This window comes from Bradyrhizobium sp. AZCC 2230 (genome assembly GCF_036924495.1).
Classification (GTDB): Bacteria; Pseudomonadota; Alphaproteobacteria; order Rhizobiales; family Xanthobacteraceae; genus Bradyrhizobium; species Bradyrhizobium rifense.
Window position 1 is genome coordinate 482,874 of record NZ_JAZHRS010000001.1, and the last position, 12,851, is coordinate 495,724.

A 12,851-nucleotide genomic window follows, 5' to 3' on the forward strand; every position below is an offset into this window, starting at 1 on the left:
TTTGAAGCGGGATTATTGATCGATTTCATTACCTGTAGTTGCAGGGGGAGCGCGCCCTAATTTCGCTTCTCTTTGTTCGCAGCCGCCATGTGCGCCACCGCTTGCACGACCGTCCGAACGCCCAGTTTTTGCTTTGCGTTGTCCAGGTAGTACGCCACGGTATTGCGGGAGATGCCGAGGATGCATCCAATCTCCCAGGCGCTTTTCCCTTGTGAGGCCCATTCCAGGCATTCGAGTTCACGCGGTGACAAAAGTACCCCCGCGATCCTGTGCCCACTTTTGAGCTTGCGGCGCACGTGAGCATGAAAATACATGGCCATAAGCTGAAGTACGCGCGCCTGTGAAATGGTGAAAGTCTCGAAGGCGTGACTGGGTCTTGACGCTGCGAACGTCAACGCTGCAACAGGGCCATGACCGTCATGAATAGGGACGGTGAAGCCAACCCGAATTCCGAACTCCGCCGCTTCATCAAGAAGCTGTTGTTGGACGGGGGATCTCAGATTCGGTTGCATGCCAATGCCCCACTGGAAGGGCTCGGCTGTCTGAAGCGCTTGAGTGATGACAGGATCCACGAGCTCATATCGGCTCCGCAGGTAATGAGACGTCCACTGCTCCGGATATGTTGAAATCAGATAGGGCTTGCCCTGCATTTTGCCTGGAAGCGCCAGATACGCGAAGCACGACAATTCAAGGTCACTGGCAGCCACCGTCATGGCATGCGCGAAATCGGCTGCGGTATCGGCGCTCGCGAGTTGATCGATGAAATTCTGAAATATCCGGTGCATGGAGAACGGTTGACGTTGGCGGAGACGGGATTTCTTCATACAGCAAGGGAACTGCAATCTGCAGTTTTTGCGCAAAAAAGGCTTGACGACAGGTTTTTGACGGAATAATGGCAAGTAATCTCTAGTTTTTGCGCAAAAAATGGAAAAGTATGTTGGCGCTCTCTCGATACGAACTCGGTCATACGGCGCTGGTAGCGAGTCAGCTCGATCAAAGGTTCTCGTACGCCCTGTACGTCCCGCCCACGTTCCGGTTCGATCTAGAAAAACAGGGCAGCTACGACCTCATCATTGCTGTCCACCCGTCGGAACGTCTCGTTCTCCAGTACCGGGATGGATTCTCTTCCATCGCGAACGAACTCGATTGTTTTGTGTTTGCTCCGCTCTTTCCTCTGGGGATCCTCGAGCAGGGCGAGTCCGATAACTACAAGTACCTGGACTATCGCGGCCTCCGGTACGACCTGCTGCTGCTGGGTATGATTGCCGAGGTCGAAAAGAGGTACGGCGTCCAGTTCAGGCGTCGCGTGATCCATGGGTTCTCTGGCGGCGGGCAGTTCGTGCATCGCTTCGCTTATCTGCACCCGGAAAAGCTGATCGCCGCGTCAGTGGGCGCACCGGGAAAAGTCACACTGCTGGACACTTCCCGCGACTGGTGGGTGGGGATCCGTGATGCCGCAGATAGATTTGGAAGGCCAGTCAACATAGATGCCGTCCGCAAGGTGTCGTTCCATCTCGTTGTGGGTGAAGAGGATCTCGACGAGGACGAAATTGACGTACCCAGGAGCTCACCACTCTGGATGCCTGGCGCCGACGAGATGGGTCGTAACCGAATTGATCGCATAAAGACCCTCCACTCAAATCTTCTGGTCAACGGCGTATCGGTGCAACTCGAGCTCGTGCCGGGTGTCAGCCACCAGGGCACCGGTGAAATCCTGGCTTGCGCAGCCCGCTTTCTTTCAACAGCCCTCAGAGGCGACTCTTGAGCGCCTGACGGCCAAATCCGGAGGGTGATGGTGACCGAACGTTCTCTTCCCGCCAATACGTTCTTCCCTCGTGCGTTGCTTGAGCGTTACCGCCTGCATCTTGCGAAGCGCTTTGCGAGATCGGTCTCGTTTTTGATCGGTCTCACCATTCTCGCGCTTACCGCAATCCTCGGATTAGTCCTTTCGTACGGAATTATCTCTTCACTGCTGGACGTCTCACGCAATCTGCGGACACAAGAGCTGGTGACTGCCGATCGGGTCATTTTTGAACAAATGGCAACTATGCGTCAGCGCAGGGGCGACACGTTAAGCTTGCTGCAGGTATCAGACAGCGCTCGTAGCGAAATGGAAGACACGCAGCGGCTCAATGAGCGCGACTTCCAGGTCCTGCTGCAAGGCGTAAAACGTGCGATCGACGTTTCGGCGGCCCTTAACGAAAGAGAACTGGTCGGGCCCATCTCGGAGCGCTGGAAGCTCCTGGAGGACACGCTACGGTCTCTCCTTCAACAGGCAGAACGCCCGAGGGGGCAGCGTGATCCAAAGTTGACGGATGCCTGGTACAAGGCTTTCGGCGGCTTCATAGAATCAGTCGCTGCAGCTTCGCTTGCCGTGGACCACCAGACGCGGATGCAGAACGCGCAAATCGGTGAAATGATCCAGCTGCGCCAGTCCGCCTGGGATGCTCGTGACTATGCTGGCCGAGAGTGCTCGCTCGCCCGGACCAACGTTTCGAGCGGGAAGCCGTTTGATCCTGCGCTGGCTCGGGCAATTGCTGTCAATCGCGCCAGAGCAGACGTCTCATGGGAGTTGATGACAAGGCAGAGTTCTCGTCCGTTGTTCCCGGAGTTCATTCATCGTGCTGAAGGCGCGGCCCTGGAAAACTTGACGGCGGCTCGCGCGAAGCAAGACGTTGAGTTCGCGAATCTCGATAAATCCGGCCGAACTCCGATGGAGCCGGACGCCTGGAACACGTTGTGCAGTTCTACCCTGAAGCCGATTATGGCGATAGGGCTCCTGGCGCTCGACCAGGCCGCCGCTGTGGCCAGCGAGGATCTCTCGAAGGCAAAAAGCCGCCTGATCGCGGCTGTAGCGTTGCTGGCAATCGGGTGCGTCATCGCATTGGCAGCATTGATTGTCCTCCTCAGGCGTTTTCGTGGACCGGTCAAAGCACTTGCTAAAGCCGTCGAGCGCTTCGCCCAAAGCGACTATAGCTGCCCGGTTCCGAAGCTGACGCACGAAGATGAACTCGGTAGAATGGGCGCCGCCCTCGAGACGTTGCGTTTGCAAGCGGTTCAGGCGTCGGAGCTGGAGATCAAACAGGCGCGCGCCGTCGAACAAAGGGATGTACGCCGGCAGACGCTCGAACGTGCAGTATCCAGTTTTCAGGGCGAAGTCGGTGTAGTGCTTTCTGCCCTCGCGCAAGCCAGCGACAATCTGGGCCTGACGTCGGAACGTATGTCTGCGACGGCGGAAGCAACAACCGCGCAGGCGACGAAAGCAGCTGCAACATCGGAACAGACGACAGCGAACGTGTCGTCCGTTGCTGCAGCTACCAGCGTCCTCTCAACCTTCATCAGCCACGTCGATAGTCAGGTTTTGACATCGACAAATATTTCGACCCAGGCCGTCGAGGACGCTCGCCAGGTCGACACGATGGTCAGCAGCCTTGCCGCTGCATCCCGGCAGATTGAGGACGTTGTTGGCTTGATCAGCAACATAGCCGAGCAAACAAACCTATTGGCGCTAAACGCGACAATTGAGGCTGCCAGAGCAGGCGATGCAGGCAAGGGATTTGGCGTAGTCGCGACGGAAGTGAAAGCCCTCGCCAGCCAAACGGGTAACGCAACCGATGATATCCGGGTGAAAATGTCATACATCACCCAGGCGACGTCGACCGCGGCTCAAGCGATGCGCAAGATCGCGGCCACGATTAATCAGCTGAATGACATCGCAGGGCAGACTGCCAAATCGGTGCAGGAGCAAAGCCAGGCGACCAGCGAGATCGTAACGAATATCCAGCAGGCCGCACATGGCATGCAGGGTCTTTCAGAAAGTATCGAGAGTCTGCAGGAAGTCGCGGCCAAAACCGGTAGTGCCGCAACCGAAGTGACGACAGCGGCGCGTAACGTGACCGAGCAATCGGGGCACCTGCAGCGTGAAATCGGCAGGTTCTTGGACGCGATTCAGTCGGTCTAGATCAAATCGGAAGCATGAGTGTGTCAGGGGAGTTTCCATGAAACGAATAGCGCTTGCCAGCTTTGCCGGAATGTTCGCGTTCATACATTCCTTCGTCGCTACCGGAATTGCAGCGGGGCAAGATGCCGCGTGGCCATCTTACTATCCGGGCAGTTATTCGGAAATTGTCGAGGCGTCGAAGAAGGAAGGCGCACTGCTAATCTATTCCAATATGGCTGCCTTCAATTGGGCGCCCGTGATTGCCGATTTCAACAAACTCTATCCGTGGATCAAGGTTCAGGCCGTAAATATGCAGAGTGCCGAAGTCTTCTCGCGGTACAACGTCGAGGCTGGGTCAGGAGCCAGGACAGCGGATCTGCTTGCCACAGCCTCGATCGAGGGCTGGATGAATTTTCGTTCCGCCGGAAATGTCGAGGCCTACGTGTCACCGGAGGCCGGCAAGCTGCCAGACTGGAGCAAGCCGTCACCAGGTTTGTACACCGTTTCAACCGATCCGATGGTTATCGTTTACAACAAGCACGCAGTTGCTGAGTCCGAGTGGCCCAAGTCGCTCGCCGACATCGCAAAATTGCTAGTGGCGCATCCCGAATACAAAAAGACCATCGTCACGTATGACGGGCTCTCCGCATTCGGATCACCAATTCACTGGTCGTGGCTCAAACACGGCGGCGACGCTGCGGATGGGCAGCTGAACATTCTCGGACCGGCAATAGTCCAGGAAGAGAGTGTCGGTACCATGGTTTCGAAGCTGACTGCCGGAGAGTATCGGATAGGTTATTTCGTATCCGGTATAGGCGTGTTTCCGAAGCTCGAGGGTGCTCTTGGTCGCTTGCTCGGCTGGTGTTTCCCTGAGGACGGCACACCCGTCGTTCTCCGGGGCGCGGGAATTCCAAAAAAGGCGACGAACGTCAATTCGGCAAAACTGATGCTGGATTTCATTCTGTCCCAGGCCGGCCAACGTGCTTTGGGGGAGGGCGGAGTAACCCCCTATCGGTCAGACGTGAAACCGGCTGGCAAAACGCAAGTGACCTACGACAGCATAGAGCGTGCCGTGGGAAGCAATAACATGATCCTGGTCCACTATGATCAACAGTACCTCGCCGGCAAGGCCGAATTTGAGGCCAAATGGAAACGAGAAACGGCGCAGTAATGCGCCGATGGTTCGGCAGCTCTAGATCTTACGAGTAGGTATCGATGGCTTCTATGCAATCCGTCACGTCTGAAACCTGGAGACCCCGCGATCCGGGGCCAGCGGTTTGGGCTGAGCGTCCCTTTCAATATTCGGTCTTTGGCGTTGCCACAGCCCTCATCATCGCGCCGTTCATTCCGCTGATCTGGCAGGCGTTCCTTACCGGTCCCCTGTACGACAAAAGCGCAAGCTTCAGCTTGATCAATCTGCAGAAGGTATTTGGATCGATCGGCTTCTGGACAGCGGCGCTCAACACTTTGTTGTTTGCCGCGGCGGGGACCCTGATCGCGCAGGCGCTGGGGACGATATTCGCCATTCTGATTGGCCGTACAGATATGCCCGGGAGCAAAATCCTCGGCCCGGTGCTGTTGTGGCCCATGATCCTCTCACATCTCATCCTGTCTTTGTCCTGGTACTCGATCTATGGGCCGTCAGGATACATCACGCTGTGGGCGAAAGAACTGTTCGGCGTGACACCGTGGAATCTGTACTCGCTCGCAGGCATGTCGCTGGTTGCGGGCGTCTCGCAAGCACCACTTGCTTACCTCTTTTGCCTATCCTCGATAGCGAACTCGGATCCCACACTGGAGGATGCGGCCCGCGGAGCAGGTGCACGTGTAGGGACAATTGTCCTGCGCATATCCCTCCCGATGCTACGTCCCGCGATATTGCAGGCACTGCTCGCCAACTTTGTGATTTGTATGGAGATGCTCTCCATACCACTCGTATTTGGCAGATCCAGCGGCATACAGACAATCTCGACCTATCTCTATGACGAAGCGCTTGTGAAGGCCAATCCGGATTATGGCATGATTGCAGCGTCCGCCCTTGTAACGCTTCTCGGCATAATAGGCCTGCTCGCGCTGCAAAAGCGACTGCTGGGGCAAGTGCAGCGGTACATTTCGATCGGCGGCAAGGCGACCCGCCCGCGGAGCTTCGCGCTGGGCTGGCTGCGGTGGGGTGCGTTCGTTGTTGCGCTGTTCTACACAGTCTTCGCTGTGGTGCTGCCTCTCGCGAGCTTGATTGTGCAGTCATTGACAGAGGTGCTCTCACCCTTGATCCCGTTCTGGGAGGTTCTCACTCTGGAAAACTACCAGGCGCTGGTGAGGTATCCGGTCTATCTGCACGCGATCATAAATACGTTCGTTATATCGATTGCGGGAGCTGGAATCGGGACGGTCTGCATAGTTGTGATGGCGCTCGTAAGCGAAAGATCCGGTTTTCAATGGCGACCGGTACTCAGGTTTGTTCTCCAGGCGCCTCGCGCAATGCCAGGTATCTTCTGTGGATTGGCGTTTCTTTATCTCACACTCTCGCTGCCGCTCGTTGGAGGCTTGCGAAACACAATCTGGCTGCTGGCGATCGCTTTCGTTGTCCGATATGTCCCCGCTGGACTTGGCGCGATACTTCCCGGTTTGCAGCAAATCGGCCCGGATGTGGAATCATCAGCGCGTAATGCGGGCGCGGGATGGTTCCGTACCTGTTATTCAATTGTTCTTCCGCTGTTGCGCCCCGCAATGTTTTCGTGCTTCGCGCTGCTGCTCATTCTTTTTATGCGTGAGTACACAACCGCGGTGTTTCTTGTCGCTCCGGGCTCGGAGATCATCGGTACAACTCTGCTTCAGCTCTGGGACAAGGGAGAGACGGGGACCGTCGCAGCACTCGCAACCCTTCAGGTACTTGTAACAGGTGGGACCGTTATCGTCGCCCGTAAGCTCTTTGGTGTAAAAATCTATGGCTGACCTCATCGTAACCAATCTTCGGCGAGACTTCGGTACTTATACGGCCGTAAACGACGTTAATTTTGTCGGCAAGCACGGTGAACTGATCACACTGCTCGGTCCCAGCGGCTGTGGCAAATCAACCACGCTCTGGATGATCGCGGGTCTGGACCAGCCGACTGCCGGCTCTATCCATTTAGGAGAAGAAGCTATCGTTGATTGCAGTCAAAACAAATATCTTCCGACTGAAATCCGGGACTTCGGGCTCGTGTTCCAGAGCTACGCGTTGTGGCCGCACATGACCGTTCGTGGCAATCTCGAGTTTCCGCTCAAATTGCGTCGGCTTCCAAGGGGAGAGCGCAACAAGCGGATTGACGAAGCGCTGGGTCTGGTTGAACTGGAAGGGCAGGCGGACAAATATCCCTTCCAGCTGTCCGGTGGACAACAGCAGCGCGTAGCACTTGCCAGGACAATCGTATACCGGCCGCGGCTGCTCCTGCTCGACGAACCGCTGTCCAATCTCGACGCGAAGCTAAGGGAGCGTGCGCGTATCTGGCTCCGTGACCTTCAACGTCGTCTCGGCGTGACGACCCTATACGTCACGCACGATCAAGGCGAAGCTCTCTCGATGAGCGATCGAATACTTGTGATGAATAACGGGCGCATCGTCCAGAACGGCAGTCCTGAGGAGATTTATCAGAAACCATCGGATCCGTTCGTGGCGGGGTTTGTCGGGTCCAGCAATCTGTTGACCGGGCGTGTCGAGCCCAACTCAGCAGGAATTCGGCTCGAGTCCCTCGGCCTGATAAGTGTGCCACCGCCGGGTCGAATTTCAGCAAACGCGCCCGTGACCGCAGCAATTCGGCCGGAGCGCATTCGTATTGTTGAACGGCGCGAGAGCCCCGGGGACGGATACGCAGTCTGGGACGCCGTGGTCAGATCGGCCGCGTATCTCGGTAACAGGTATGAGACGACTGTGAGCGTCGGTGGTTTGGATATCCGGCTGGAAGGCCCTATGCCACCGACTGCGGAAAACATAAAGATTGCTATTCCCAACGACGGTTGGTCTATCTTTCCGCAGGTCTAGAGCCCGTTATGTTCACCCTATTCTGAACCAGTTAATCTCAGACGCAACATGGCCAAATCGAATCAGTCAACGCAAAGGATCGAGGCTCTGGTGGAGCGTGTTCGATCCGATATCCGGCTCGGAATCTTCGAATTCGGACAGCCACTCCGGCTGATTGATCTGCAGGAGGCATACTCAGCCAGTCAGTTTGACGTGCGTCAGGCGCTGCTCCAGCTCAAGGCGCTCAACGTTGTAGAGCATCGCCAGAACTTCGGATTTCGTGTTCGCGAACAGGAGCCCAGTGAACCAGGCGATCTGCGTTTTGTCAGACTGGCGCTGGAGCGCAGCGCTGTGCCACTCGTTGTAGCGCGCGCAAACGCCGCGGACTTGTCCGAGATGAAGGTCTCTGCGGAGGAGTTCGAGTCCCACATTGAGGGGGCGCGGCAGGACCTTGCGCGTGCCAACGTCAAGTTTCATCAGAGTGTTTATCGCGCATCGCAAAACGTGATCCTGACCAATCTCATTGATGACCTGCGAACGCGGAGTTACGTTGGTACAACCGGTCGTTGGCGATCAACGGAGGGAAGGCGAGCGAGCTCGGCTGAGCACTTTGAGATGGTTTCTGCGATTGAGCGCCGGGATCCCGCAGAGCTGGACAGGCTGATACTCCTTCATATCGGCAATTTCTAGGGTGAGAGCCTCACATGGACAGGGCAGCGTTCGCCGCGTCGCTCGATGTTCAGGCTCGACCCGACCGGGTAACGCAAGCGGCGCTTTCCGTCGCGTCGCTCACGCGGTTGCCTTGCAAAAGAGCAGGCCCGTCGGAGTGGTTCGCCCTCATTAAAGATCAGGGACGCACGATCGTGCGGTTATGCGGTGGATCATGCGTGTACTGGTAGTAGATAGCGACAGAGCGAGTGCCGCTCTCGTTTGCCAGGCGCTCGGCTCCTTGGGAGCTGGCGTCGACTATGAAAAGAGCGGCCAAACCGGCATAGAGATCGCCCGGTCGGAGGCCTACTCCTTGACGGTTGTCTGTCATTCGCTGGAAGGCATGTCTTGTATCGACGTATTGGTCAGACTGCGTCGCGGCGGTTACAGGGCGCCGATCATGATCATCGCTGCAAGCGACGACAGCCTGTCCCGGATCGAATACCTGAATCACGGGGCCGATGAATGCCTTGTGAAGCCACTGGACCCGTATGAGTTCGAAGCTCGTGTGAAAGCGCTGCTTCGGCGGAATAATGGCGGGTTCAATCGGACACTCGAGTGTGGTCCGCTTGTGTTTGACCCCTCGGCAGTTTCAGCAACGCTGCATGGCGTCTCGCTGGATCTGAGAAGACGCGAGGCTGCCGTTCTGGCTGTGCTGATGTCTCACCCTGGGAGGCTTGTGCGCAAGGATCGTCTGATGTGGGAGATCTTTGGCTTTGGTGAGCCCGTTGCGCCAAACGCAATTGAAGTCCACGTCGCTCGACTGCGAAAGAAAATCGGGTGCAAGGGGCCGACAATCAGGACGCTGAGAGGGCTGGGGTACCTGATCGAACATGAGACGGAGCATCTGACTGATCGCAAAAGTGCTGAACAGTCTGAATGAGGCCCTCGCGTTGAGTTAAGCGTACAAGTTTCAGGTTCCTGGGGCCTGAAAGCGTTTTGTCGGACATGGTCGAGCGAAAGCGCAGTTCATCCTCGCAACGCTCATATGTGCTGAATCTACAACAAATGAAGTCAATCGACACAAACGCCGTGTCAGAGTGCGGGTGACAGCTTGATGACAGCGTCCTGAAAGCTCGGCCAATCGAAGCTACCCCGTGGATCCAATGAGGTCCGGTTTCAAAGGGGGACGCCGTATGATGGCAATTCAGAATCAATTGTATTCAGGCTCAAGCGAGAATCGCGGAGCGTTCAAGGCCACAGCGTTTAACCGTCGCGTCGTGGCGAGGACGATGAGTGTCTTCGTCGGAGTATCGCTTGTCGTAATGATGTCTGTATCGCATTCAAGGGCCGACGAGGTCACCGACCTGCAACGCGAAATCAATGCGCTGAACAAGCGTCTCTCAAAGCTCGAGCATGACAAAGCGAAAGCGAAGGGCGCCGGCGAGCAATACGCGCAAGGCGTGAACCCACCGGATAAGCAGATGATGACGAAGGCCCCGGGAATCCCGTTTCTCGAGGGACGTCCTGTTCGTATCATCGAGACGTCCGGTACCGAGTTGACCTTATACGGGTTGCTCGAAGCGACCTTCAATGCGGGAACCAACGCCACGTCGGATGGAAAATCAAGAATTGGAATGACGATTCCCTGGTTCAGCGGCAATCGTTGGGGGCTCTACGGCTCGACCATGATTAGCCCGGAGAGCAATCTGAAATTGATCGCTCGAGTGGAGAGCGAGTTTGAACTGCCGACGGGGGATATGGATACACCAGGCGTGCTATTCAACCGCGACGCTTGGGTCGGTTTCCAGAGCGATGACCTCGGGAAATTCACTGTTGGCCGCCAGGACACCCTGGGCCGGGACTTTTCGGCTATATGGGGCGACGTTTATTCGAAGGGCAGGGTGACTACGGACGAAGGCAACTATACCAACAACAACAACGTTTCCCAGATGATCTTCTACTCTGGAGGTGGCTATGGCGCGTCGGGTGCCGGTGACACGCGTCTCGATAACGGTCTCGTCTGGAAGAAGGCGTTCAGCAACGGTGTCGTTCTCGGCGCCGCCTATGCCTTCAGCGATGGGAATGGACCGGGCGGTCCGAATGGAAGTGGACCCATCCCGGGCGCGGGATTTGGCAAAGGAAGCGTGCAGTCCGCGGCGATTGGATATAATGGCGACGGATTTGCTCTTTCCGCCTTCTATAATCATACCGACGTACTCGAAACGCCCTTCATAGATACGACGACGAAAGGATTGAGCCACCAGTCCGCAGGCGTCGGGGGCAACTATCAGTTCGGTATCGCACGTTTTAACCTCGGCTACGTGTACTACACTGCCGATCAGGGGCTTGTCGGGACTCGTACCGACAATGCTGTAACGGCGTCGGTGAAAATCACTCCTCCCGGTCTGTTTGATTACGAATTGGGAGCATACCGCATGTACGTCAACAACGCTGCGTATGCGCCCAATGGCGCAACGTTCAGAGCCTATCAGGATGCGAGCCAGGCGACTGTGGCGGGATCAGGAACGCGGACCGCCGAGTTTGCCTCGATTGTGTATCACCCTGTCCCCACTATCGATCTGTATGTCGCGGGTGACTTCCTGCAGACGACCGGTGGATATCACGCCGTTGAAGCTCACGGGCACAACAGCATGATCGAGGGCGTTACCGGGGTACGCTGGAAGTTCTAGCCGGTAAATTGTGTGAAACCTCCCACCCGGAAGGGTGCTCCCTCCGGGCACTTGCGCGCCAACGCTGAGAGATCGGCGTTGGCGTGTCTTTTCCATCGTGATGTGCACGGTCGGATTGATGGCATCACTATTATGTCGAGCTTGTTCGTCTCGACCGAAGCGCCTCAAGGCGGATCGTATAAGGAACGCCAGCGTCATCCAGCACCGGTGGAAATTCATAATGCCTGGTGGCAACTATCCTCGGGGACACTATCGAGTGCTCAAGAGGGACTGCAGCAAGGACCTTGTATGTATGACGTGTACCTGAACCGGAGGAACGAACTGCTGGTTATGCCACGGGGAGTGCCGATACCGGCGAGCCTGCAAGCCGGCTGGGGCAGGAGGAGGCGGTCGGTGCGTATCGTGAGCAAAGCAATTTGCGGCGACGTGGAGACCATTGGCTACCATCGGCGCAATTTGGGCCATCACGGCGACTTAGGCGTCACTGCTGGTACGTAGGGATGCCAAACTGTGGTCGACGGCACCTGATTACGTTTTCAATTAGGATAAAGCTTGGTTGCGGGAGCAAAGCACAGCTCATAGATTGATTTCGATTGATATCGAAGTCCCCAACCATCCGGTTCTTGTATGGCGACCGTCCTCTTTGCCGATGACCTCTACGTCATCGCTCTCAAAGAAAAGACCCTGGAAGATCTTCGTGAATGCTGGTGTGTCGACACAGACCGGCAGCCATATGTCGCCGTGGCCCATCTCGAAGCGGCCGCGATAGTCGCAAAGACAAAGGGACTGCAGATCGAAAAGCTGCCCGACGAAGATAATCTTGACGCCGGCTTTGTGTTCGAGAAGGTGCACCCGGGCGGACAACCGGAATGCTGGGTGTCACTTCGCGATGGTGTCGATTACCGAGGGCTATATCACAGATTTCTGCACAGATATTACGATCTGCCGCGCAAGTCGGTCCTGACCGGTTCGATCCATGTTGACCACATCTTCAGTCGAAAGAGGGCTAGGCGCGCCCATGGAATGGGCTACGTCCGGGTGGCTCTAGCCCGCGGCGACGTCAATTCAACGTTTGGTCGAAATTGTGAGCTCAACGACGAACGCAATCATGTGGCAGCATCCGAATTGAATGCCGGCACTTTCGGATCACTGGACGAAACAGATCGCGGCACCGCTCAGCGACCAACCGGGCCGCCAGAACCAATATCTTTGGGAAGTCATGGCCTCATGCGCAACATCACGTGGCCGATGGCAACGAAGGCATTCGATATCCCCGCGCCGGACGGGATCGTCTCGACAAGCTATATGCTTGGTACGATTCGAGAGCTGTTCAGAATCAAGCTTCTGGGGCCGGACGATGTTCAGGATCCATTCGGCATGTTTGCGGCGGTGTTCCGCATGGGTTCGGCGAGGCTTCCTCATTTTGAAGGTCAAAAGCGTGTTGAAGTGAGGGCCGTCACGACAGACGGAATGGTACTCACGGAAGCCAATACGGTAGGTGAGTGGCTGGACGCGTCGCTCCGCAGCTCGGATGACTAGGGAATGAAGCGCCTTAGGACCGCATTTGCGCGAC

General features: G+C 56.5%; 10 protein-coding genes. 9 read left to right on the forward strand and 1 reads right to left on the reverse strand.

From position 1 onward, the window contains the following. Positions 1–56 precede the first annotated feature (56 nt). Positions 57–785, reverse strand: a complete 729-nt coding sequence (locus V1280_RS02265) for a helix-turn-helix transcriptional regulator (protein WP_442895215.1) — start codon at positions 783–785, stop codon at positions 57–59. Positions 786–934: 149 nt separating this feature from the next. Here V1280_RS02265 and V1280_RS02270 point away from each other — a divergent pair, with 149 nt between their 5' ends. The 9 genes from V1280_RS02270 to V1280_RS02310 all read left to right on the forward strand — a co-directional run bounded on the left by V1280_RS02270 (position 935) and on the right by V1280_RS02310 (position 12,817). Then, complete coding sequence (locus tag V1280_RS02270) at positions 935–1,765, forward strand: alpha/beta hydrolase (protein ID WP_334518589.1); 831 nt, start codon at positions 935–937, stop codon at positions 1,763–1,765. Positions 1,766–1,792: 27 nt separating this feature from the next. After that, the gene (locus V1280_RS02275; RefSeq protein WP_334518591.1) at positions 1,793–3,961 is read left to right on the forward strand and encodes a methyl-accepting chemotaxis protein; all 2,169 of its coding nucleotides are present in this window, start codon (positions 1,793–1,795) and stop codon (positions 3,959–3,961) included. 37 nt (positions 3,962–3,998) lie between these two features. After that, positions 3,999–5,111 (forward strand): ABC transporter substrate-binding protein, encoded by a 1,113-nt coding sequence (locus V1280_RS02280; RefSeq protein WP_334518593.1) that lies wholly within the window; start codon positions 3,999–4,001, stop codon positions 5,109–5,111. 53 nt (positions 5,112–5,164) lie between these two features. Then, positions 5,165–6,892: an ABC transporter permease gene (locus V1280_RS02285; protein ID WP_334518596.1), complete on the forward strand. Its 1,728-nt coding sequence runs from the start codon at positions 5,165–5,167 to the stop codon at positions 6,890–6,892. Then, the gene (locus tag V1280_RS02290; protein WP_334518598.1) at positions 6,885–7,958 is read left to right on the forward strand and encodes an ABC transporter ATP-binding protein; all 1,074 of its coding nucleotides are present in this window, start codon (positions 6,885–6,887) and stop codon (positions 7,956–7,958) included. Before V1280_RS02285 ends, V1280_RS02290 begins: the two co-directional genes overlap by 8 nt. 48 nt (positions 7,959–8,006) lie before the next feature. After that, positions 8,007–8,627, forward strand: coding sequence for a GntR family transcriptional regulator (locus V1280_RS02295; protein WP_334518600.1), 621 nt, complete (start codon positions 8,007–8,009; stop codon positions 8,625–8,627). A 193-nt stretch (positions 8,628–8,820) separates the two neighbouring features. Then, positions 8,821–9,528, forward strand: coding sequence for a response regulator transcription factor (locus V1280_RS02300; protein ID WP_334518602.1), 708 nt, complete (start codon positions 8,821–8,823; stop codon positions 9,526–9,528). Between the two features lie 349 nt (positions 9,529–9,877). Further along, a complete protein-coding gene (locus tag V1280_RS02305) occupies positions 9,878–11,278 on the forward strand; it encodes a porin (protein WP_334518604.1) in 1,401 nt (466 codons plus the stop codon). Between the two features lie 627 nt (positions 11,279–11,905). Next, a complete protein-coding gene (locus tag V1280_RS02310) occupies positions 11,906–12,817 on the forward strand; it encodes a hypothetical protein (protein WP_334518606.1) in 912 nt (303 codons plus the stop codon). The last annotated feature ends 34 nt before the right edge of the window (positions 12,818–12,851 follow it).